Origin of the sequence: Rossellomorea sp. NPDC071047, from assembly GCF_050270195.1 — a bacterium.
Classification (GTDB): domain Bacteria; phylum Bacillota; class Bacilli; order Bacillales; family Bacillaceae_B; genus Rossellomorea.
Map to the genome: position 1 here is coordinate 798,040 of NZ_JBNNJT010000001.1, position 23,392 is coordinate 821,431.

At 43.4% G+C, this 23,392-nt stretch carries 26 protein-coding genes and 1 riboswitch; all 26 genes read left to right on the forward strand.

Translation table 11 applies throughout. The annotated features are described in order from the left end of the window. Position 1: 1 nt before the first annotated feature. The 26 genes from thiO (at position 2) to ACQKFO_RS04320 (ending at position 23,383) form a co-directional block, all read left to right on the forward strand. Complete coding sequence (gene thiO, locus ACQKFO_RS04195; RefSeq protein WP_427597047.1) at positions 2 to 1,099, forward strand: glycine oxidase ThiO; 1,098 nt, start codon at positions 2 to 4, stop codon at positions 1,097 to 1,099. A gap of 4 nt (positions 1,100 to 1,103) precedes the next feature. Next, positions 1,104 to 1,307, forward strand: a complete 204-nt coding sequence (thiS, locus tag ACQKFO_RS04200) for a sulfur carrier protein ThiS (protein ID WP_427597048.1) — start codon at positions 1,104 to 1,106, stop codon at positions 1,305 to 1,307. Between the two features lies 1 nt (position 1,308). After that, positions 1,309 to 2,073, forward strand: coding sequence for a thiazole synthase (locus ACQKFO_RS04205; RefSeq protein ID WP_427597049.1), 765 nt, complete (start codon positions 1,309 to 1,311; stop codon positions 2,071 to 2,073). Next, positions 2,073 to 3,092 (forward strand): thiazole biosynthesis adenylyltransferase ThiF, encoded by a 1,020-nt coding sequence (locus tag ACQKFO_RS04210; RefSeq protein WP_427597790.1) that lies wholly within the window; start codon positions 2,073 to 2,075, stop codon positions 3,090 to 3,092. Before ACQKFO_RS04205 ends, ACQKFO_RS04210 begins: the two co-directional genes overlap by 1 nt. 15 nt (positions 3,093 to 3,107) lie before the next feature. Next, on the forward strand, positions 3,108 to 3,917 hold the full coding sequence (gene thiD / locus ACQKFO_RS04215) for a bifunctional hydroxymethylpyrimidine kinase/phosphomethylpyrimidine kinase (protein WP_427597051.1): 810 nt from the start codon (positions 3,108 to 3,110) through the stop codon (positions 3,915 to 3,917). Continuing rightward, on the forward strand, positions 3,914 to 4,555 hold the full coding sequence (thiE, locus tag ACQKFO_RS04220) for a thiamine phosphate synthase (protein ID WP_427597053.1): 642 nt from the start codon (positions 3,914 to 3,916) through the stop codon (positions 4,553 to 4,555). The genes thiD and thiE overlap by 4 nt, the downstream gene beginning before the upstream one ends. Positions 4,556 to 4,674: 119 nt before the next feature. Continuing rightward, entirely contained in the window at positions 4,675 to 6,060 is a 1,386-nt protein-coding gene (locus ACQKFO_RS04225; protein WP_427597054.1) for an L-cystine transporter, read from the forward strand. Positions 6,061 to 6,242: 182 nt separating this feature from the next. Then, a complete protein-coding gene (locus tag ACQKFO_RS04230; protein WP_427597055.1) occupies positions 6,243 to 7,016 on the forward strand; it encodes an SDR family oxidoreductase in 774 nt (257 codons plus the stop codon). A 46-nt stretch (positions 7,017 to 7,062) separates the two neighbouring features. After that, positions 7,063 to 8,292: an acyl-CoA dehydrogenase family protein gene (locus ACQKFO_RS04235; RefSeq protein WP_427597056.1), complete on the forward strand. Its 1,230-nt coding sequence runs from the start codon at positions 7,063 to 7,065 to the stop codon at positions 8,290 to 8,292. A gap of 18 nt (positions 8,293 to 8,310) precedes the next feature. Continuing rightward, complete coding sequence (locus ACQKFO_RS04240) at positions 8,311 to 9,060, forward strand: SDR family NAD(P)-dependent oxidoreductase (RefSeq protein WP_427597791.1); 750 nt, start codon at positions 8,311 to 8,313, stop codon at positions 9,058 to 9,060. Between the two features lie 51 nt (positions 9,061 to 9,111). Next, positions 9,112 to 10,710, forward strand: coding sequence for a long-chain-fatty-acid--CoA ligase (locus tag ACQKFO_RS04245; RefSeq protein ID WP_427597057.1), 1,599 nt, complete (start codon positions 9,112 to 9,114; stop codon positions 10,708 to 10,710). Positions 10,711 to 10,754: 44 nt separating this feature from the next. Continuing rightward, entirely contained in the window at positions 10,755 to 11,321 is a 567-nt protein-coding gene (locus ACQKFO_RS04250; protein ID WP_427597058.1) for a TetR/AcrR family transcriptional regulator, read from the forward strand. Positions 11,322 to 11,399: 78 nt separating this feature from the next. Continuing rightward, positions 11,400 to 11,816 (forward strand): acyl-CoA thioesterase, encoded by a 417-nt coding sequence (locus ACQKFO_RS04255; RefSeq protein ID WP_427597059.1) that lies wholly within the window; start codon positions 11,400 to 11,402, stop codon positions 11,814 to 11,816. A 15-nt stretch (positions 11,817 to 11,831) separates the two neighbouring features. Continuing rightward, positions 11,832 to 12,908 carry a phosphotransferase family protein gene (locus tag ACQKFO_RS04260; RefSeq protein ID WP_427597060.1) on the forward strand — a complete coding sequence of 359 codons (1,077 nt, stop codon included), beginning with the start codon at positions 11,832 to 11,834 and terminating at the stop codon, positions 12,906 to 12,908. Positions 12,909 to 12,931: 23 nt separating this feature from the next. Next, positions 12,932 to 13,708 (forward strand): enoyl-CoA hydratase/isomerase family protein, encoded by a 777-nt coding sequence (locus ACQKFO_RS04265; protein WP_427597061.1) that lies wholly within the window; start codon positions 12,932 to 12,934, stop codon positions 13,706 to 13,708. Between the two features lie 11 nt (positions 13,709 to 13,719). Further along, positions 13,720 to 14,694: a quinone oxidoreductase family protein gene (locus ACQKFO_RS04270; protein ID WP_427597062.1), complete on the forward strand. Its 975-nt coding sequence runs from the start codon at positions 13,720 to 13,722 to the stop codon at positions 14,692 to 14,694. Positions 14,695 to 14,740: 46 nt separating this feature from the next. After that, complete coding sequence (locus tag ACQKFO_RS04275; protein WP_427597064.1) at positions 14,741 to 15,916, forward strand: acyl-CoA dehydrogenase family protein; 1,176 nt, start codon at positions 14,741 to 14,743, stop codon at positions 15,914 to 15,916. Between the two features lie 22 nt (positions 15,917 to 15,938). After that, positions 15,939 to 16,697, forward strand: a complete 759-nt coding sequence (fabG, locus tag ACQKFO_RS04280) for a 3-oxoacyl-ACP reductase FabG (RefSeq protein ID WP_427597065.1) — start codon at positions 15,939 to 15,941, stop codon at positions 16,695 to 16,697. Positions 16,698 to 16,718: 21 nt separating this feature from the next. Then, a complete protein-coding gene (locus ACQKFO_RS04285) occupies positions 16,719 to 17,168 on the forward strand; it encodes a MaoC family dehydratase N-terminal domain-containing protein (RefSeq protein WP_427597066.1) in 450 nt (149 codons plus the stop codon). Beyond that, entirely contained in the window at positions 17,165 to 17,566 is a 402-nt protein-coding gene (locus tag ACQKFO_RS04290; protein WP_427597067.1) for a MaoC/PaaZ C-terminal domain-containing protein, read from the forward strand. The genes ACQKFO_RS04285 and ACQKFO_RS04290 overlap by 4 nt, the downstream gene beginning before the upstream one ends. A 164-nt stretch (positions 17,567 to 17,730) precedes the next feature. Then, positions 17,731 to 17,836, forward strand: a riboswitch (SAM riboswitch). An 86-nt stretch (positions 17,837 to 17,922) separates the two neighbouring features. Next, positions 17,923 to 18,078 (forward strand): YezD family protein, encoded by a 156-nt coding sequence (locus ACQKFO_RS04295; protein WP_262372569.1) that lies wholly within the window; start codon positions 17,923 to 17,925, stop codon positions 18,076 to 18,078. Between the two features lie 100 nt (positions 18,079 to 18,178). Continuing rightward, positions 18,179 to 18,877 carry a phosphoadenylyl-sulfate reductase gene (locus ACQKFO_RS04300; RefSeq protein WP_427597069.1) on the forward strand — a complete coding sequence of 233 codons (699 nt, stop codon included), beginning with the start codon at positions 18,179 to 18,181 and terminating at the stop codon, positions 18,875 to 18,877. Between the two features lie 18 nt (positions 18,878 to 18,895). Next, the gene (locus ACQKFO_RS04305) at positions 18,896 to 19,957 is read left to right on the forward strand and encodes an inorganic phosphate transporter (RefSeq protein WP_427597792.1); all 1,062 of its coding nucleotides are present in this window, start codon (positions 18,896 to 18,898) and stop codon (positions 19,955 to 19,957) included. A 41-nt stretch (positions 19,958 to 19,998) separates the two neighbouring features. Then, positions 19,999 to 21,144, forward strand: coding sequence for a sulfate adenylyltransferase (sat, locus tag ACQKFO_RS04310; RefSeq protein ID WP_427597070.1), 1,146 nt, complete (start codon positions 19,999 to 20,001; stop codon positions 21,142 to 21,144). Between the two features lie 13 nt (positions 21,145 to 21,157). Beyond that, the gene (cysC, locus tag ACQKFO_RS04315; RefSeq protein WP_427597071.1) at positions 21,158 to 21,760 is read left to right on the forward strand and encodes an adenylyl-sulfate kinase; all 603 of its coding nucleotides are present in this window, start codon (positions 21,158 to 21,160) and stop codon (positions 21,758 to 21,760) included. A gap of 12 nt (positions 21,761 to 21,772) precedes the next feature. Then, complete coding sequence (locus ACQKFO_RS04320; RefSeq protein WP_427597072.1) at positions 21,773 to 23,383, forward strand: nitrite/sulfite reductase; 1,611 nt, start codon at positions 21,773 to 21,775, stop codon at positions 23,381 to 23,383. The last annotated feature ends 9 nt before the right edge of the window (positions 23,384 to 23,392 follow it).

The following is a 23,392-nucleotide window of genomic DNA, read 5'->3' on the forward strand; positions in this document are numbered from 1 at the left end:
CTTGATAAAACAGTTTGATGCTTTGATTGTTGGTGGAGGGGTGATAGGCTGCTCCATTGCTTATCAAATGGCCAAAAGAGGAAAGAAAGTTCTCCTGATAGAGAAGGATAGACTGGCAGGAAAAGCATCGCAAGCAGCTGCAGGCATGCTAGGCGTTCAAACCGAATTGAAGGGGGACGGCCCTTTGTATCATCTGGCGAAGGAGAGCCGTGATATGTATCCTTCTTTAGCGACGGATTTAAAAGAGATCAGTGGAATGGACATTGAATATGTGGAAAATGGAATGATTAAGCTGGCGAGAACGGAGGAGGAAGTCCAGGAGTTAGTAGAAACGGCTTCTAAAGCTCCCCATGGGGAACAAATTAGATGGCTTTCCCCCAACATTCTATTTTCCTATGAACCTCATCTTTCAAAAGGTGTGGCAGGCGGATTATATATTCCGAAGGATGGGAACGTCTCAGCACCAAAGCTTACACAAGCCTTGGGGTCGGCTTCGATTTTGCAGGGTGCAGAAATCAGTGAATATACAGACGTGTATGATTTTATGAAAGAGAGAAACAAAATTACTGGAGTCAGGACGTCTAAAGGTGACTTTTATGCAGATGAAACGATTGTAGCTGGCGGTGCTTGGAGTCGATTCCTCTTGGATCGACTGGGAATGAAGTTCAAAAGTTATCCAGTTAAGGGTGAATGTTTTTCCGTTAAAGTCCCTGGAAAAATAGTGGAGAGGACCATCTTTACAGAAGGCTGCTACATTGTTCCAAAAGCTGGGGGGCGTCTTTTAATCGGTGCAACAGAGCACCCCCATACCTTCGATGAAACGATTACCACAGGGGGATTAATGAACCTTATCCATTTGGCCACATCCATCCTTCCAGAATTGGTTGATGCCAAGTGGGAAAAAGCTTGGGCCGGGATACGGCCTCAAACGGAACAAGGGGTGCCGTTTATGGGGAGAAGTGAAAAATGGAAGGGACTTTCCATTGCAACGGGGCATTACCGTAATGGTATACTCCTGGCGCCAATAACTGGGGTAATAATGGCAGATCTGATAGAGGGGAAGGAATCCCATCCCCTACATACATACGTAAGGAGCTGAGAAGGTGGAATTACGAATTAACGGACAACTGGTCACGGTACCGGAATCAATTTCAACAGTATTGGAATTGATTCATCATTTTAACCTGGAAAACCGAATGATCATCGTTGAACAGAACCAAACCATCCTTGAAAAAGAGGAGCACAAGATCACCAAAGTGAAACAAGGGGATACCTTAGAGTTAGTCCAATTTGTAGGAGGCGGTTGAAATGTTGAAAATCGGAAAGTACACATTCCATTCAAGACTATTACTGGGAACGGGAAAATACCCTGACTTTGATATTCAGAAAAGAGCTGTCGAGGTTTCCGGTGCAGAAATTCTTACGTTCACGGTAAGGCGCATGAATATCTTTGAGCCTAGTCAACCTAATTTCTTAGAACAACTGAATCTTGAGAATTATTCATTATTACCGAATACAGCAGGGGCTAAATGTGCTCAGGAAGCAGTCCGACATGCACAATTAGCAAGAGCTTCAGGGCTCTGTGACATGATTAAGGTAGAAGTGATCGGATGTGATAAAACGCTTCTGCCCGATCCCGTCGAAACACTGAAAGCAACAGAAGAATTAATAAAAGAAGGCTTTACAGTACTTCCCTATACTTCTGACGATGTTGTTCTTGCACGGAGATTGGAAGAGTTAGGGGCACATGCCATCATGCCGGGCGCGTCCCCTATAGGTTCTGGACAGGGAATCATCAATCCAGTCAATCTCCGTTTCATTATTGAACAAACAAAGGTACCGGTCATTGTGGATGCAGGAATTGGTTCTCCTTCTGATGCAGCTCTTGCAATGGAACTCGGGGCAGACGCTGTATTACTCAATACAGCCGTCTCTTCTGCGAACGATCCCGTTATGATGGCGAATGCTATGAGGCTGGCGATTGAAGGGGGACGATTCGGATATGAGGCTGGAAGAATTCCGAAGAAACGTTATGCAACAGCAAGCAGCCCAGTGGAGGGGATGAGTGTTTGATAGAAGAGAGATATTCAAGACAAACGCTGTTTCACCCCATCGGATCAGAGGGACAAAAGTTAATAAGAAATAAACATGTGTTGCTGATCGGGGCGGGAGCACTGGGGACAGGCAATGCAGAAGCCTTGGTGCGTGCTGGTATCGGGAAGTTGACGGTTGTGGATCGTGATTATGTAGAATGGAGTAATTTACAACGTCAGCAGCTGTATAACGAGGAAGATGCAAGAAACCGCATCCCAAAAGCTGTAGCGGCAAAAAAAAGACTCCTAGCAATTAATTCAACTGTGAATATTGAAGAGCATATACTGGATGCCATGCCAGAAGAGATGTTGAGACTTGCCAAGAACGTAGATCTTATCATCGATGCAACGGATAACTTTGATACAAGAATGATCATAAATGATATCTCTCAAAAATATTCCATTCCTTGGATTTATGGTGCTTGTGTTGGAAGTTACGGAATATCATTCACTATTCTTCCCGGTATCACTCCCTGTCTTCAATGTTTGATCGACACTTTTCCAATCGGTGGAATGACCTGTGATACAGCGGGCATTATCAGCCCTGCCGTTTCCACAGTTGTGGCCTATCAAACTACTGAAGCATTAAAGATACTGGTAGAAGACATGGAGGCACTGGGTAATAAAGTGGTCTCGTTTGATTTATGGAAAAATGAGCATACTTCCCTGGATGTGAGCAAGCTGAAAAGGGATGGATGCCCTTCATGTGGAGAGCATCGTACATTCCCCAGTCTGAAATACGAAAATCAAACCAAAACAGCAGTCCTTTGTGGAAGGGATTCAGTTCAGATCCGTCCAGTTGCAAAACCTGACATCGATCTTATTGAACGATCAAAATCGTTAGAACTCCAAGGGAAACAAGTTGTTAGAAATCCATATTTGATTTCATTCGAGGTTGAATCCTATCGAATCGTACTCTTTCGTGATGGGCGTACTCTCATTCACGGAACAAAAGATATAAGGGAAGCAAAATCGGTTTATCATCGTTATTTGGGATAAAGAAAGGAGAACAATATGATTCAAAAAGCATTGACGATTGCCGGATCGGATTGTGGCGGAGGGGCTGGAATCCAGGCAGACCTCAAGACGTTTCAGGAGCTGAATGTCTATGGAATGTCTGCCATCACAGCAGTGACGGCGCAAAATACTAGAGGTGTACAAGGTGTGTATCCATTATCAGCTGAGGCTGTCATTGATCAATTAACCTCGATTGCTGAAGATTTACCTCCCAAAGCCATCAAAACGGGCATGTTGGTAAACGAAGAAATTATTTCTCATGTTGCCGACTTTGTTCGATTACACTCCTGGAAGAAGCTCGTTGTGGATCCTGTCATGATAGCAAAAGGGGGAGCAGCTTTATTGGAGAGGGAAGCCGTTAACGCTCTGATCAATGAATTGATCCCCCTTGCGTTTGTGGTCACGCCGAACATTCCTGAAGCGGAGGCCATAACCGGGCATGAAATCCTCACTGAAGCTGACATTAAAAGAGCGGCTAAAATATTGTTCCAAATGGGGGCTAAACATGTGGTGATAAAAGGCGGGCATCAATCTCATGCTCAATCTAGTCAAGCGACTGACATCCTCTTTGATGGAGAAAGATTTTATGAGTTTAGCAGTCCGAGAGTCTTCACACCACATACTCACGGGACAGGGTGTACATTCTCTGCTGTCATTACAGCACAATTAGCAAAAGGACTTAAGGTCAATCAGTCTGTCCAAACTGCCAAACAATTTATCACTGCCGCGATCAGTGACTCACTGGGCATTGGGAGTGAGCACGGACCTACGAATCATTGGGCGTACCATGCAGGTATGAATGCATGAATCTAAGAGAAAGTCTGCAGTTATATTTTGTGATGGGAAGCCCTAATTGTGAGAAGCATCCGGCACATGTATTAGAGGAAGCCCTTTTAGGCGGAGTTACCATGTTTCAATTTCGTGAAAAAGGTATGGAAGCTTTGGAAGGTGATGCGAAAGTTGAGCTGGCTCATGAGCTGCAGCATTTATGTCGTAAATACGGTGTTTCTTTTATCGTGAATGATGATGTGGAGCTGGCGTTATATATGAATGCTGATGGAGTACATATAGGTCAGGAGGATGAACCAATAGAAATAGTCCGTCGGAAAATAGGAAATAGAATACTAGGTGTCTCCTCTCATGACGTGAATGAAGCCAGGGTAGCTTTGGAGTCCGGGGCAGACTATCTTGGTGTTGGTCCAATGTTTCCTACCAATACAAAGAACAATTGTAGCGAGGTTCGTGGCCCGAAAATCATCCAACTATTAAGAACAAATGGTATCGATATTCCCCTTGTCGGGATTGGAGGCATTCATACCGGAAATGCTTCTCAAGTATTGGAAGCAGGTGCTGACGGTGTAGCAGTCATTTCTGAGATTTCAAAACATCCCTTCCGCACGGAAAACTTAGCCCAAGTTGTCCAACAAAAGCTTTTACGGATGTAATAGATCCACAATAAAAAATAAAACCACTATAGAAACATATCTCTTCCTCCCTCATCATACTATACAGTAGACCTCGGTCTAACTTGTATCATCATCAACGATAAGAGGGAGGGGTAAGAATGAATGTCTGGTTTGTTTTGTTAAACATTTTGGTGTTTCTTGTTCTCATTGGTGTATTACTTTATATGCAAAAGAAAAATGTTTCGTTTTCAAAACGGGTGTTTACCGCTCTGGGGCTGGGGATCTTATTTGGTCTTGGATTACAGTGGGTATATGAAGCCGGGGATGAAAATGTCATGCAATCTATTGAATGGTTTAACATCGTCGGAACCGGCTATATTAAACTACTTCAGATGATTGTCATGCCTTTAGTATTTGTGTCTATTATATCAGCTTTCACTAAATTAAAACGGTCTCATAATTTAGGGAAGATCTCTGTGCTGATCATAGGATTGCTGGTAGGCACAACAGCTGTTGCTGCTGCTGTCGGGATTGCAACGACCGTGGCTTTTGATTTGGAAGCGATTCAGATAGATCAAGGAGAGGCAGAAGCGGCAAGGGGTGTTCAATTAGAGGAGAGAGCAACGTCTTTAGAAGGTCAGAGTTATCCTCAAAAAATTCTCGAGCTTCTACCTGCGAATCCGTTCCTGGACTTTACGGGACAAAGAGCAACCTCAACCATCGCTGTCGTGATATTCGCAGCTTTCATTGGTATCGCTTACTTGGGGGCTCAACGCAAAGAGCCTGAAGCTGCCGAATTCTTCAAGAAGATCGTTGATTCTGTCTATGCTGTAGTGATGAGAATTGTGACATTGGTACTGCGACTTACTCCATTCGGTGTGTTGGCCATCATGGCTAAAACAGTGGCATTAAGTAATTTCGATGCCATCATGAAGCTAGGAGAATTTGTTGGAGCATCTTATGTGGCCTTGATTATCATGTTTGCGATTCACTTAATCATGCTTACTCTTGCTGGCTTAAATCCGGTCACTTATATGAAAAAAGTATTTCCTGTATTAGCATTTGCATTCACGTCGAGATCCAGCGCCGGAACACTTCCACTTAATATTCAAACACAAAAGAATAAATTGGGGGTTTCAGAAGGGGTTGCCAACTTCTCGGGATCCTTCGGGTTATCCATCGGTCAGAACGGTTGTGCAGGTGTGTATCCTGCCATGCTTGCAGTGATGATTGCACCGACTGTCGGGATTAATCCATTAACTCCTTCCTTTATATTTACGCTCATCGTAGTGGTGGCCATTAGCTCCTTCGGTGTTGCAGGCGTCGGAGGCGGAGCTACATTTGCGGCTATCCTTGTTCTATCCGCCATGGATCTTCCGGTAGCGTTAGCTGGTCTATTGATCTCTGTTGAACCTTTGATTGACATGGGGCGGACAGCTGTTAACGTGAGTGGTGCGATGACATCCGGAGTGATAACAAGTAAAGTGACAGGGGATTTGGATAGCGAAACGTATAACAAAGAAATCATTGAAGCGGAAGCTTAAACAAGTGGGCTGGCTCATTCATATATGAGCCAGTTTTACTTTTGTATGAAAACAAATTAAGTTATTTAGAGTGATTATGTTTGAAAATTCAGACTATATTCTTTACTATAGAATTAAACATACCGACTGGTTAGTATCTTGGGTGTGTGATTGAAATGCTGTAAAGATGAGGAGGCACGAACATGCATGTGAATGAATTATTTGATTTATCAGGTAAAGTAGCCCTTGTGACAGGAGGGGGCAGAGGATTGGGAAAACAAATCGCGACAGGGTTTGCTGAAGCGGGGGCAAACGTTGTAGTATGCTCGAGAAACGTTGAAGCATGTGAAGGCGTGAAGACGGAACTAGAAGAAATAGGTGTCCAATCACTGGCATTGAAGTGTGATGTCACTAATCCTGAAGACGTACAGCGTGTTGTAGATGAAACAAAGAAGGTGTTCGGCCGCATTGATATTTTAGTAAATAACAGTGGTGCTTCCTGGGGGGCACCTGCAGAAGAAATGCCTCTTGATGCCTGGCATAAAGTTATCAATGTGAATGTAAACGGTACTTTTATTATGTCACAGGCCGTGGGGAAAATAATGCTTGAGCAACAGGGAGGAAAAATCATTAACATCGCTTCCGTAGCAGGGCTTCAAGGTACAGACCCACGTTATATGGATGCCATCGGCTATAGTACCAGTAAAGCAGCGGTCATCAATTTCACGAAGGATCTAGCCGTGAAATGGGGATCCCGAGGGATTCATGTGAATGCAATCGCCCCGGGATTCTTTCCAACAAAAATGTCCAAAGGAATTCTGTCTCATGCAGGGGAAGCCATTTTAAACGGCACACCATTAAATCGATTCGGTACGGAAGACGACCTAAAAGGAGCGGCACTTTTCCTGGCGGCTCGTGCATCTGATTTTGTCACTGGTTCAGTTCTCGTCGTAGACGGTGGTTCCTCAGCGATGTAACCGAGTGCGAAGTAACATATGTTTTGGTTAAGAAAGGGTGGTTGAAATGGATTTCTCCTATTCTCCAAAAGTACAAGAATATCAAAATAGAATATCCCGTTTTATGGAAGAATACGTGTACCCGAATGAATCTCTCTATGAGAAACAGCTCAATATGCAAGAAACCCGCTGGAGTGGGGTTCCTACAATCATGGAAGAATTAAAAGCCGAAGCGAAGAAACAGGAGCTATGGAATCTATTCCTTCCTCAAAGCGAATATGGAGCCGGGCTCAATAATGTAGAATACGCCCCTCTTTGTGAAATCATGGGGAGATCTCTGATCGGCCCTGAAGTGTTTAATTGCAATGCACCTGATACAGGGAATATGGAAGTGTTGGAACGTTATGGGACTCCCACTCAAAAACAACAGTATCTTATCCCACTTCTAAATGGTGATATCCGTTCTTGTTTCTCTATGACTGAGCCTGATGTCGCGTCTTCCGATGCAACGAATATAAAGGCGAGTATCATCCGGGATGGAGACGAATACATTATTAACGCGAAGAAATGGTGGTCATCAGGCGCCGGTGACCCTCGGTGCAGCTTTTCAATTTTGATGGGAAAAACTGATCCAGAAGCGAGTCGTCATGAACAGCAATCAATGATTATCATCCCACTTAATGCACCAGGTGTGAAAATTGAACGTATGCTTCCTGTGTTCGGTTACGATCATGCCCCTCATGGTCATGGTGAAATCACCTTTACCGATGTAAGAGTTCCTCAAGAAAATATAATCTGGGGTGAAGGAAAAGGTTTCGCTATTGCTCAAGGAAGGTTGGGACCGGGGCGAATTCATCATTGCATGAGATTGATCGGTGCAGCAGAGCGGGCACTTGAAGAATTATGTAAGCGTGTTCAGGATCGTGATGCATTTGGAATGGCATTGGCAAGTCAAGGGGTCGTAAGAGAATGGATTGCGAATTCAAGAATTGAAATAGAACAAGCCCGTCTTCTTACGATGAAAGCAGCCTACATGATGGACACAGTCGGCAATAAAGCAGCAAAACAGGGAATCGCCATGATTAAAGTGGTGGCTCCTTCTATGGCTTTACGTGTGATTGACCGGGCCATTCAAGCGTTCGGGGCAGCAGGAGTATCGGATGACTACACGTTGGCAGCTCAATGGGCAAGTGCCCGTACTCTGCGACTTGCTGATGGACCTGATGAAGTACACCGTGCTCAATTGGCAAAATTGGAATTGAGAAAACACGAAAAAGCTTCTCCTGTAGAGAGCTAGGAAGAGAGTTGGATGATGATGAGATTACAAGGGAAAGTTTCCGTTATTACAGGAGGGGGCGGAGGAATTGGGCGCGCTACAGCACTAAGGTTCTCAAAAGAAGGTGCTGCTGTGGTCGTAGCAGATCTGGATGATGCAAGTGGTGAAGAAACGGTCAGACTCATTCACGAAAAAAGAGGAAGTGCACTTTTTGTCAAGACGAATGTGCGGGAAAGTGAAAGCATTCAATCCCTCGTACATACAACGGTGGAACATTTCGGAGGTTTCGATATCCTTATCAATAATGCAGGAATCGGCCAGTCGGAAGTCAGGAGTATTGACCTGGACGAAAACGAATGGGATGCCGTATTGGATACAAACCTAAAGAGCATTTTTCTGGGAATGAAGTATGCTGTACCTGAATTGATGAAAAAAGATGGTGTAATTGTGAATGTATCGAGCCTTCTCGGTTTAAAGGGCCGCAAATACGTGTCAGCCTACAATTCGGCTAAAGGTGGTGTCATACTACTGACACAAAATGCTGCCCTGGAATATGGAAAGGATAATATTCGAGTGAATGCAGTAGCGCCTGGGATTATTGATACAAACATCATCAATGGTTGGAAGAAAGATGAGAGGAAATGGTCGGTTATCTCTCAATCAAATGCTCTAAGACGGATTGGAAATCCAGAAGAAGTCGCATCAGCGATTCTGTTTTTAGCTTCTGAAGAGGCGTCCTTTATAACCGGTGCTACACTATCTGTTGATGGTGGAGGATTAATCTTTTAAGGTACATGCAGAATTAGTATATGAGTAATCTGAAATGGAAGGAATGATTTTATGACAACTAAATCTTGGCTCAGTCATTACCCTGAAGCGTATGAGACTGAAATTCCTGCGATTGATTTTTCAATACCAGAAATGCTTCGACATACCGTTTCTTCATTCCCGGATCATCCATGTATTAGCTTTTATCAAAAACGGATAACGTATGGTGAACTTCAAGGTGCCGTCTCCATGCTTGCTTCATCCTTTCAACATATTGGATTGAAGAAAGGAGACAGGGTGGCGATCATGCTCCCGAACTGTCCGCAATATGTGATCTCTTATTATGGAATCCTTACATTCGGGGGAATAGTCACACAGGTGAATCCGATGTCAGTTGAAAGGGAATTAATCCATCTGCTAAATGACTCGGGAGCTGAGACAATCGTTGTATTGGACCGTTTTTATCATATGGTCAAATCCATACAACAGGAAACAAAGATCAAGACGATTATCATAGTCAGCCTCCAGGGGGATAACAGTGCTTCGGATTATTCCTTTGATGAATTTTTAAGGTTGGGAAATGGTGAAGTATCCGAGGTGTCGATCAATCCTGAAGAAGACGTGGCAGTCCTTCAATATACGGGTGGAACTACCGGTGCATCCAAGGGAGTCATGCTCACTCATAAAAACATTCTTTCAAATGTCATTCAAAGTCAACTCTTCTTTAAAGACAGCATTGAAACTGGGAAAGAAAGAAGCCTGAGTGTGATTCCGTTTTTTCATGTATTTGGGATGAATTCATGTATGAACTTTGCAGTCTATTCAGCAAATGAAATGATCTTGCTCCCGAGGTTTGAATTGACAGAAGTTTTAACCACGATTAAGAACGAACAGCCCACCCTGTTCCCAGGTGTGCCGACTATGTACGTGGCGATCACCAATCATCCTCAGGCAGAAGAGTACGGCATTGATTCAATAAAGCTTTGTAATAGCGGAAGCGCCCCAATGCCAGTTGAGCTATTGAATCAATTCGAAAAGAAAACAGGGGCGAAAATATTAGAGGGATACGGATTATCTGAGGCATCTCCAACGACTCATTGCAATCCGGCTTTTGCAGAAAGAAAGCCGGGAACCGTTGGAATCGGATTTCCATCCACTGACTATAAAGTAGTCGATTTAGCAACGGGCACTATGGAGGTTCCTTTAGGAGATGTGGGCGAACTCATTATTAAAGGCCCTCAAGTAATGAAAGGCTACTGGAATTTACCTGAAGAGACTGCTCACGCCCTTCGAGATGGCTGGCTTTACACGGGAGACATCGCCCGAATGGATGAAGAAGGTTATGTTTCGATTGTGGACCGAAAAAAAGATTTGATCATTGCATCAGGATACAATGTTTATCCCCGGGAAGTCGAGGAAATAATTTACGAGCATCCAAGCGTACAGGAAGCTGTCGTAATCGGTGTCCCTGACTCCTATAGAGGAGAAACGGTTAAGGCAGTAATCGTCTTAAAGTCAGGTGAACAGGCAACCGAAAAAGAATTGGTCCATTTCTGTGAGGAGAACATGTCATCATTCAAAGTTCCAAAAATCATTGAGTTTCGTGAGGAGCTTCCAAAGACGAGTGTTGGGAAAATATTACGAAGGGCTCTGCGTGAAAGCGTGACGTAATATGATATAATTCAGGTGAGATTTGCAGATTGAGAGGATTTCAGATGAAAGAAAAACTTACAGAACATGCTGTACGCTTATTTGATGAAAAAGGGTTTACCGTTACTTCCATCCAGGACATCGTAGAATCCATCGGTGTAACGAAAGGGACATTTTATTACTATTTTTCCAGTAAGGAAGAGCTGTTAAAGGAAATTCACATGCGCTATATTGATGGCTTATTATCTAAACAGGAAAGAGTTCTTGGCGATGAGCGGAAGAGCTACATGGAAAAACTTTATGATATTGTCCATCTTTCCATTCTGGACATTAAAGAGCAAGGGGCCAGTGCGAAAGTGTTTTTTAGAGAAATGAGACACTTGAGCAAGGAAAGTCTGGGAGCCATTGAGCCTAAGCGGGATATGTATCGCTATAATATTGAAACTCTCCTGAAAGAAGGTAGGAAGAACGGAGACTTTCATGAGGACTTTGACGTTTCGATTGTAGCTTTTGGAATTCTCGGTATGATGAATTGGAGCTATCAATGGTATAAGCCTGATGGTGCGAAATCCGATCAGGAAATTGCCCGGACTTTTGTCAATATGGTATTAAAAGGGATTGAGAAAGAGTAAAGGGGAAATCATCTACAGGGTTTCCTTTTGAATCAACATACCAACTGGTTAGTATTTATATAAGGAGATGGCGGACTAATGGAAACCATTACGGTAACGAGTAGATTTTGCGAAACCGATGCATTAGGTCATATCAACAATACAACTTATTTTGTTTATTTAGAAGAAGCAAGAATTAAATTCTTTCAATCACTCGGATTTGATATGGATGTGAAAGACTGGCGTTTTATTCTGGCCTCTACCAAATGCGACTTTGTATCACAAGGGTATTTTAATCAAGAGCTGAAAATTACCACCTATCTATCAAAAATTGGATCAAAGAGCTTTCAGTTAGAGCATGATATCTTATGTGCGAAAACCCATCAATTGATCGCAAAGGGAAATGCGGTGATCGTTTATTTTGATTTCCTTGAGCAGCAAACCAAAATGATCCCTGAGTTGTTAAAGGCGCAGTTAAACACCCATCTGCACTGGGAAAAAACTGAATATTCTTAATATTGGAGGGGTAATATGTCTGGAAAAACAGGGTATGAAACGGTACCGGTGCGAGAAGGAGAAGAGCTGAATGCCACCAATCTAAAAAGCTTTTTGAATGAGCATTTCCCTCACCTCCTTCATGAAGAGCTCTCAATTAAACAATTTTCTGCGGGACACTCAAATCTTACGTATCTACTTAAAATGGGTGTATGGGAAGGTGTACTGAGACGCCCTCCATTGGGACCGGTCGCACCGAAGGCCCACGATATGAAAAGAGAATATAGGATCCTTTCAGAAATACAGCCATTATTCGGGGTTACACCGGAGCCATATGTATTTTCTGATGATGAAAGGATCGTAGGCAGCCCATTTTTTATCATGGAGAGAAAAAAGGGTGAAGTATTTGATACTTCATTTCCCCCGCATCTCCATGTGACACCAGATGTCTGCAGGAAAATATCGGAGGAAATGGTTTCTAAACTGGTTGAACTTCATTCCATTGATCACCGAAAAACAACTCTTCATGAAATCAGCAAGCCCGAATATTTTATGGAAAGACAAGTATACGGGTGGATCAAACGTTACGAGCGTGCCAAAACAAGTGAGATCCGCGAAGTCGATCAGCTGACAAATTGGTTGATAAAGAATGTTCCAGGTAATGCTGAATCGACCATCATTCATTATGATTTTAAATTAAACAATGCCATGTTTTCTTCTGACCTGACATCCATGGTGGGGTTATTTGACTGGGAGATGGCGACCGTTGGCGATCCCCTTGCAGATTTAGGTGTCGCTATGGGGTATTGGATACAGAATGATGATCCCGAGTTATTAAAATTCGGTCTTGGGAAGCCTCCAGTAACGATTATGGACGGTTTTTACAGCAGAAGGCAATTTATCGGAGAATATGCCAGGAAAAGCGGCAGGGACGTGAACAATATCCATTTTTATTTATCTTTTGCATATTTTAAGCTCGCAGTCATTGTGCAACAAATCTATTACCGCTTTAAGATGGGGCAAACGAGAGATTCACGATTTTCTCAATTTGATCGGTTTGCGAAATCGTTGATCACCCTGGGGAATCAAGCTGCATCAGGTCGCCAGGAATAAAGACAAGGAGATGAACGAAAACGATGAAATCCTCTTTAAAACTAGAAACCACTGACCGGGTACTGACATTGACATTAAACAGACCGGATAGCTTGAATTCCTTTGATGAGAACATGCTTACGGGAATCGTTGAAGCGCTGGAGCAGGCAGAACATAATCAGGAAATCAGGGCCATTGTGATTCGCGGTGCCGGGAGGGCCTTTTCTGCAGGCGGCGACGTGAAAACGATGGGGAGCGCCACATCAACCGAAGTCTATGAGCACATCGGGATATTAAATAATTGCATTAATGCAATAAAAGAAATAGATAAACCGGTCATCGCCTCGGTACACGGCTTTGCAGCAGGTGCCGGGTTTAATTTAGCCCTGGCCTGTGATTTGATTATCGCTTCAGAAGATAGTCAATTTGCTTTAAGCTTTTCTAAAGTAGGTCTTATTTCCGATGGAGGAGGTTCGTATTTTCTTCCACGCATCATCGGTCCACATTTAGCGAAAGAATTGTTCTTTTCAGGAGAACCTGTGGCTGCCGGAAAAATGTATGACTTAGGTGTGGTAAACCGTATTGTACCTTCTGAAAGACTTGAAGAGGAAACCGCTGATTGGGCTGGAGAGTTAGCCTCGGGGCCAAGTAAAGCCCATGGAATGATGAAGAAAATGATTGATCGCTCATTCACCTCATCATTGGATGAGATACTTGAACAAGAACGTATCACACAAACCTTGATGATTTCAACTGAAGATCATGCTGAGGGAGTTTCAGCATTTAAAAACAAAAGAAGACCATCTTTTTCTGGAAAATAGGAGGGATCAGGATGAAAGCCATTCAGTTCAAAGAGTTTGGAAGCCCTAATGTATTAGAAAATGTGGATGTAAATGTTCCGGTGCCTAAGGGGAGAGAAGTCCTTATTGAAGTTCATGCATCTGCAGTCAATTATGCTGATACAGCTAGGCGGGAAGGGCAATATGTGGTAAAAACCCCACTCCCCTATATCCCGGGTTCTGAAGTGGCAGGCATCGTCACTGAAGTGGGAGAAGATGTGACGAGAGTAAGAAAGGGAGACCGGGTTGTAGCCATGATGGATTCCGGAGGTTATGCAGAATTTGCCCTGACAGATGAGCGTTCGGTGATCCCGCTCCCATATGGGTTGGATTTCAAAGAAGCGGCCGCCATCCCTGTTCAAGGATTAAGTGCCTATCATATATTAAAAACCTTGGGAAGGTTGCAGCAGGGAGAAACGGTCCTCATTCATGCAGCGGCTGGTGGCGTCGGGTTGCTTGCCGTCCAACTTGCAAAACGATTTGGTGCAGGTAAGATCATCGCTACGGCCAGCACAGAAGAAAAGTTACGTCTGGCTGAGGATATGGGTGCGAACGTGTTAGTCAACTACACTCAAGAGGGCTGGGAAGCAGAAGTTCTGGAAGCCACAAATGGAAAGGGTGTAAAGCTGGCATTGGAGATGGCAGGTGGTGATGTTTTCTATAAGACGTTAAAATGTCTCGACTATTTCGGGAGAATGGTCATATACGGAGTAGCAAGCGGGGAGCAGAGCAGATTCTATCCTTCTTCTCTGATGGCAAAGAATCAGTCTGTTATCGGGTTCTTCCTGCCTCCTCTTATGAGAGATGCTGAACTAACGCAGAAAACCCTTCATGAAATCTTTCATTATGTCGCGTCCGGGGAATTGAAAGTAACGGTTGGTCATGTATTTCCTTTAAAGGATGCAGCTAAGGTCCATACACTCATGCAAGCAAGAAAAACGGTAGGAAAGGTAATCCTGCAGCCATAATACTAGATGGTTAGTATAAGATCCATCTTATAGGGGGGGAATATGGATGAACTTAAGGTTATCAGATGAACAAAGGATGATCCAAAAAACGATTCGTAAGTTTGTTGAGAGAGAACTAATACCATTAGAAAATGAAGTGCTAAGAAATGAACGGGAAGGAAAACCAAGTCTTTCCCCGGAGAAAAGTAATGAGCTGCAGTTAAAAGCAAAGGAAGCGGGGTTCTGGGGGATCAATACACCAGAAGAGTACGGCGGAGCAGATCTCGGGCAAATGATGATGGCCATTGTTTATATGGAAATATCCAAAACCTTTGTGCCTTTCAGTTTCGGGGGTTATGCAGATAACATCCTATACTATGCCAACGAAGAACAGAAAAAAAACTATTTGCTTCCCACGATAAACGGAGAGAAAAAGTCCTGCTTCGCCATGACGGAACCGGGAGCCGGGTCCGATACCCAAAACATCCGGATGACCGCAGTGAAGGATGGAAATGAGTGGGTGTTAAATGGTGAAAAAACCTTTATTACGGGCGGAAATGATGCAGACTTTGTCATGGTTATGGCGGTGACTGATAAGGAAAAGCATCGTAGAACGGGTCGGGACGGAGTAACCTGTTTTATTGCTGATCGAAGCATGGGTTGGACATCTGAATACATTCATACCATGGGGGAATGGGGACCTGCCAGTCTGTTTTTTGATGATGTGCGTGTGCCTGAAGAAAATATTCTGGGTGAAATCGATGGTGGCTACAATCTAGGCCTGGAATGGATCGGGTTCGCACGCTGGATTGTGGGTGCACAAGCGGTAGGCGCAGCAGAACGTTTACTGCAAATGGCGATTGATTATTCCAAAGAAAGAGAGACATTTGGAAAGCCAATAGCGGATCGACAGGCGATTCAATGGCAGATCGCTGATTCTGCCGTGGAAATCGAAGCTGCCAGATGGCTTGTGCTAAATGCAGCATTCACACTGGATCAAGGGGAAGATAATCGCCATGTTGCATCGATTGCCAAGCTGTACGGATCCAACATGGGCAATCGGGTAGTGGATCGGGTCCTTCAAATTCACGGAGGGATGGGCTACACAAGAGAGCTCCCCATCGAACGCTGGTACCGTGAAGCAAGACTGTGGCGGATTTATGATGGTACTGATGAAATTCAAAAACTGATCATCTCACGGAATCTATTAAAAGGGCATGTGAAAGTGGGCCAATTTGTTTAAAAGGGATAGGGAGGTAATGTGAATGGGTGAAAGATTCAGAGGGAAAGTAGCTTTAGTAACAGGCGGGAGCCGGGGGATCGGTAAAGCGATTGCCAAGCTTTTTGCTCTAGAAGGGGCAAGGGTTGCCATCCTTGACGTGAATGAAAAAGCACTTTTGGAAGTCAGTGAGGAATTGAGCGAATATGAACTATATACAAAGGTTGCGAATGTAGTAGAATCCCAGGAGGTAGAAGAGGCCATAAACGAAGTCTTTGAAACCTTCGGCTCCGTTGATATTGTCGTCAACAATGCAGGAGTAATCAGAGATAACCTGCTGTTTAAAATGACTGATACAGATTGGCAAACGGTCATAGATGTGCATTTGAAAGGATCATTTAACGTAGCGAAAGCAGCGCAAGGATATATGGTGAAGAACAGGTATGGCCGGATTATTAATATCTCTTCTACCTCTGCACTCGGTAACCGGGGACAGGTAAATTACGCTACGGCTAAAGCAGGTCTTCAAGGCTTGACGAAAACTCTGGCTATAGAGCTTGGTCCTCTGGGTATTACGACCAATGCAGTAGCCCCCGGGTTCATAGAAACGGAAATGACCAGGGAAACGGCGAAACGGATCGGAATAACCTTTGAACAACTGGTGGAAGCGAGTCTTCAAGGCATTCCGGTAGGAAGAAGCGGACAGCCGGAAGATATAGCGAATGCAGTGGCGTTTTTCGCCGATGAAAGCTCGTCATTCGTTAATGGACAAATCCTCTACGTAGCTGGAGGGCCGAAAGCCTAATGGGCGAAAGGGGTGAAGGATATGTTTCAATCTTATATCGGTAAACGCTCAACTTCCGTAGAAAACTATGTGGAAAAAGGAGCGGTTCATAAGTTTGCTGAAGCCATCGGTGATCCACATCCCATATATGTGGATGAAGAAGCAGGAAAAAGGTCCAGATACAGGGGGAATATCGCTCCCCCCACTTTTCCCAGAGTGTTTGACTATGGAACGATTGAGGGTTTTCATTTACCAAACGTCGGGTTGATTCATGGGGAACAATCTTTTCACTATGAAAGACCACTGAAGGTCGGGGAATGTATTCAGTGTTATACGGAGATAAAAGATTACTATGAGCGGAAAGGATCGGGAGGAACACTGGGTTTTCTCGTAATCGAAGAGATCGGTGAAGATTCAGGAGGGAACAATATTTTCTCCTCCGAGGCGATTGTCATTATCACTGAAGCGGTCAGAGAGAGGTTGGGAAAATGACTAAACTATCATCCTTTAATATAGGTGAAACGCTTCCCATTGTTGAATTAGCGCCAGTCTCGAGAATCGACTTAATCAAATATGCAGGTGCATCGGGGGATTATAACCCCATTCATACAATCGATGAGGAAGCCCATAAACTGGGTCTTCCAGGAGTCATTGCTCATGGCATGTGGACAATGGGTAATGTCTCCAAGCTATTTAGTGATCATTATGAAGAAGGATTTATCAAAGAGTATACCGTCCGCTTTAAAGGGATGGTTTTTTTGAACGATGTCATTACATTGATTGCAGAAGTATCAGAAAAACAGAATGATCATTTGTATTTTAACGTTTTTGCCGTCAATCAGGACCAGAAGAAAGTGATTGACGGTAAACTGATATTTCAATTATTTTGATTATTCTTGTGAAAATAGTGTCCTATAGCTTTCATAAAGCGAATAGAAATAAAGAGAATGAATGATTTCCAAGAAAAATAAGTCAAAAGACTTAAATCCGATAGAAAAACTCGGGTTGACTTCCCGGCAGAATGTGATATTATTTAGAATATTAAAATTAATAACTCTTATCCAGAGTGGTGGAGGGATCTGGCCCCGCGAAGCCCAGCAACCTACGTTATGTAAGGTGCTAATTCCAGCAAAATGTGAAGTCATTTTGGAAGATAAGGTAACCTTACCTGAACAACTTTCCAAAATGGAGGGTTGTTTTTTTCATTCATGATTTTTCTGGATAAGATGAAAATTGGGGGAATCATGTGACTAAAGAAAATAATCAAGAAGCACAGTATGATGTAGTAGTCGAGAAGATCACTTCGATGTTGAAGACGATGAGTTTCGGATCAATTACCATCGTGGTGCAAGACGGTAAAGTCATTCAATTGGAGAAAAACGAGAAAGTGCGAATTAAATAAGCTGACTAGACAAACTAGAGGCGCATAACACAGATAATGGAAATCCCTATTATCTTGTTATCGCCTCTTTTTGTTTGGATGAGCGGGAAAGGGGTGTATCATGTTAACCTATCAAACTTGGAAAAAACCAACTATCCAATTTGAAATTGATCCGGTCTATAAAGGAGCGGTAAACGTACTTGAGTGGACGTATGAACATTATGGTGAAAGTGTCGTATATGCATGCAGTTTTGGGATAGAAGGGATCGTATTAATCGACCTCCTAACCAAAGTACAACCTGAAGCAACCATAGTATTTCTTGATACAGGTGTTCATTTCAAAGAAACCTACGAAACGATTGAAAAGGTGAAGGAGAAGTATCCTGGTATCACCATTAATATGAAAAAGCCTGAATTGACGCTTCAAGAGCAAGCAGAAACATATGGTGATAAGCTGTGGGAGCGAAATCCGAACCAATGCTGTCAAATTCGAAAGCTCGATCCTTTAAAAGAAACATTATCTAAAGGAAATGCCTGGATTTCAGGATTAAGAAGGGAGCAATCACCTACAAGGAGTCAAGTTGAATTCATCAATAAAGATGATAAGTTTCAATCGGTTAAGATTTGTCCTTTAATTCACTGGACCTGGAAAGAGATTTGGAGGTATGTCCATAAACATAACCTATCCTATAATCCCCTTCATGATCAAGGGTATCCAAGTATCGGATGCTTTCATTGTACAACAAAAGCCTTAGACATCAATGATCTCCGCTCCGGAAGATGGAAAGGAAAAGGGAAAACCGAATGCGGTCTTCATTAAAAGAGGTGACATTCTTTGATTGAAGTATTCGCCCTGATCATAAGTTTGTTTTTCGCTATGAACATTGGTGCCAGTGGAGCGGCAGCATCGATGGGTGTTGCGTATGGTGCAGGGGCCATAAAGAACATCAGGGTTGCATTATGGATCTGCGCAGTCGGTGTCCTGAGCGGGGCGGTATTAGGTGGTGGAGAAGTAGTGAAAACCATAAGTTCAGGGATTATCCCTCAACATGTACTCTCCATCAAAATCGTGGTCATCATTTTGTTATCCGCCACCATTTCCTTGTTTCTGGCAAATGTGATCGGGATCCCGCTGTCTACAAGTGAAGTAACGGTCGGAGCGGTTGTAGGAGTCGGAGTCGCATATCAAGTTCTTTATGTGAAATCACTCTTAACGATCATGTCATTTTGGGTGATTGTCCCGGTCATTGCCTTCGGAGTGACATGGGTATTCGGTATAGGTTTAGTAAAGCTTGAAAAGCGTGGTTTCCATTTTGAAAAAAGGTGGCTTGCATACCTTTTGATCATCGCGGGGTTCTTTGAAGCCTTTTCGGCAGGGATGAATAATGTAGCCAACGCCGTCGGTCCATTAGTGGGTGCAGGTTTAATGTCTCCATCGCGGGGGATTTGGCTGGGAGGTTTATTCGTTGCCCTCGGAGCTATCTTACTGGGGAAAAAAGTAGTGGAAACAAACGGAAAAAAAATTACACAATATTCAAAAGCCGAAGGAATTGTTATTTCATCTACAGGAGCGATCCTTGTGATGGTGAGCTCACTGTATGGATTACCGATCCCGCTGACTCAGGTTACTTCGTCCTCTATCATAGGCCTCGGGATGGCGAAGAACGGAAAACATATGCTGCAAAAGAAAATTGTCAAAAAAATCGTTAAAATATGGGTGGTCTCTCCCTTGATTTCACTCAGTATTTCTTATTTTTTGGTAAAGCTCGTGATCGATAGCGATATGTATTCGATCGTGGTTCCAATAAGCGTCATTATCGCTACTGTGGGAGCATTATCCCTCATGCGGGTGATCAATGAAGAAAGGCGATCCGTTCATGAAGACGGAGGCGGGATTTAATCTTAATTCCGATTAAAACAATATGTTAAGGAGGATAAATGATGAGTTTACAGCCCCACGGAGGAAAGCTTGTTCAATCATATTTGCCGGAAGAACCCTATGAGGAAATTCTCCATGAGATTCCTTTAGACGAAACCGCGTTAAGTGATTTGGAACTCATTGGAATAGGTGCATACAGCCCAATAAATGGATTCTTGACCGAAGTTGATTATCATCATGTGGTGGAAACATTACGATTACGAAATGGCAATGTGTGGAGCATCCCGATTACTCTGCCCATTTCAAAAGAAGAAGCAAGAGACGTAAGGGAGGGCTTAAAGAGCCGCCTTGTTTATAAGGGTGAAACATATGGACTCATTGAAGTAGAGGATATTTATGAACCAGATAAACAGAAAGAGGCCCTTCTCGTATACGGAACGATCGACGAGAATCATCCGGGTGTCAGGAAATTATTCCAACGTGGAGATGTATACCTAGGTGGGAAGATCAGTCTCATTAAACGTCTTTCCAAACGGTTCAACGAGTATACATTTGACCCGAGTGAAACCAGAAAGCTTTTTAAGGAAAAGGGATGGAAAACGATTGTAGGATTTCAAACGAGAAATCCTGTTCACAGGGCCCATGAGTATATTCAGAAAACGGCATTGGAAACCGTTGATGCGCTCTTTTTAAATCCATTGGTTGGTGAAACAAAGGCGGATGATATCTCCGCGGGCATCAGAATGGAGAGTTATGAAGTTCTGTTAAAGAACTATTACCCTAAAGATCGTGTTTTCTTAGGAGTCTTCCCTGCTGCCATGAGGTACGCGGGTCCAAGGGAAGCCATCTTTCATGCACTGGTACGGAAAAACTATGGATGCACGCATTTTATCGTCGGGAGAGATCATGCAGGTGTTGGCGATTATTATGGAACCTATGATGCGCAGAAAATATTTGATCAGTTCAGTGAAAGTGAGATAGGGATTACCCCTCTCCGCTTCGAGCATAGTTTTTACTGTGAGAGATGCGAAGGGATGGCGACTACGAAGACTTGTCCTCATGATAAGAGCGATCACGTTATTTTATCAGGGACAAAAGTGAGAGGAATGCTCCGTAACGGGGAAGTTCCCCCTTCAACGTTCAGTCGCCCTGAAGTGATCGAAGTGTTAATTAAAGGTCTAAAACAAGAAGCTGGACATACGTCTTAAGGAGGGTCCCGGGTTGAGTGAAAAAACAGAAAACATCGTATGGCATAAAACCGCAGTAACGAAACAGGAGAGACGTAAAAAAAATGGACATCAAAGCTTTATTTTATGGTTCACGGGCTTATCCGCTTCCGGGAAATCCACTGTCGCCAATGCATTGTCTCACTCCCTTTTCGAACTGGGAAATCAGGTCTATGTTCTGGACGGAGATAATGTCCGTCATGGATTAAATCATGATTTGGGATTCAAGGAAGAAGATCGAAAGGAGAATATCAGGAGAATTGGAGAGGTGTCCAAACTTTTCATCGATAGCGGACAAATTGTGCTAACGGCCTTTATTTCCCCATACAGGGAAGACCGTGCTCTCGTACGAAATTTAGTGGATACTGATGAATTTATCGAAGTATATGTGCATTGTTCATTAGAAGAATGTGAAAAGCGCGATCCAAAAGGCTTGTATAAAAAAGCTCGTAGCAAGGAAATCACTCATTTCACGGGAATCAGTGCTCCTTATGAAGCACCTGAAAGGCCGGAAGTGGTACTGGATACGGAGAAACATTCAACAGAAGAATGCGTTGAGTACTTATTGACTGTACTGAAGCAAAAACAACTTATATAAGGGGAGAAAATCATGGCATATTCAAAATCATGGGAGTCAAATGAGAAATTGAACAAAACGGAACAATGGAAATTGGAGAAAGACGGGTTATCTATTTTTGAAGATATTCCGTACTATGCGGAAAACGGCTTCTCTTCGATTCCGAAAGAGGAGTGGGATAAGTTTAAATGGGCAGGTTTGTATCTGCAAAGACCAAAGGAAGACGGCTATTTCATGATGAGAGTGAACGTCCCGTCGGGCATCCTGACTTATGAACAGGCACGGGAACTTGCTGCCATCTGTAAAGAGTATGGAAGAGACGTCTATGACATCACCACCCGCCAGGCGATCCAATTTCACTGGTTGAAGATTGAACAGATTCCCGACATCTTTAACCGTCTGGAAAAGGTCGGCTTGTCTTCTGCCGGTGCATGCGGTGATATCACACGTAATATCGTCGGGAACCCCCTTGCAGGGATCGATCCTGATGAACTATTCGATACAAGTAGCATTGTGAAAGAAGTATATGATTTCTTCCAGCACAACGAAGATTTTTCAAATTTACCTCGAAAATATAAAGTAGCAATCTCCGCAAATATCAAGAATGCGTCGAATGCTGAAATCAATTGTGTTTCCTTTGTTCCGGCAAGAAAGCTGATAGACGGTAAAGAAGAAGTCGGCTTCCATTTGAAGATCGGTGGAGGATTGGCCGCCAGACCATTCCTCGCCCAGGAGTTGGATGTTTTCATCCTTCCTCACCAAGTGAAGGAAGTTGCGATAGCCGTCACCACGATTTTTCGCGACTTCGGTTATCGGGAAAAAAGACATATGGCCCGGTTGAAATTCTTAATGGCCGATTGGGGTCCAGAGAAATTCAAGGAAACGCTATTACAGTATGTTGAGCTTTTACCTGCGGGAGTGGATGCCGTGGAAGGTTGGAATGCGGGATATTTCTACGGAGTACATCCACAGAAACAGGAGGGACTTAATTATGTGGGGCTGAATGTACCGGTTGGGCGCTTAAATTCTGATGAAGTATATGAGCTTGCGAAGATTTCCAAGAAATACGGTAATGGAGAACTGAGAAACTGTAACTCTCAAAATCTCATCATTCCCAATATACCAGATGAGCACGTTGATGCTTTGCTTTCTGAGAAAATCTTTGATCGCATTTCAACAAGTCCCCTATCCTTCATCGGATATTCCGTATCATGCACGGGAATCGAATATTGTAATCTCGCTTTAGTGGAAACGAAGGAACGGATGAGACAAATCGCCAATCAATTGGATCAGGAACTTTCATTGGATGTCCCTGTCAGAATCCACATGGTCGGATGCCCGAATTCATGCGGTCAACGACAAATCGCAGATATCGGGCTTCAAGGAATTAAAATGAGAACGAAAGATAAGAAGATGATCGAAGCATTTGAAATATACGTAGGAGGAACTCTTCAGGACGGTGGAAAACTGAATGAAAAATTAAAAGGGAAAGTGGAGGCCGGCAATTTGACAGGGGTGGTCAAGCAATTGCTCCTTCATTTTAAACAAACAAAAGAACCGGGAGAGGCCTTTTTTGACTATATTAACCGGGTTGGTACCGCTCCCCTTCAAGAATCGTTAGATCAATTACTTCAGGAAGCTTAAGGAGGCACA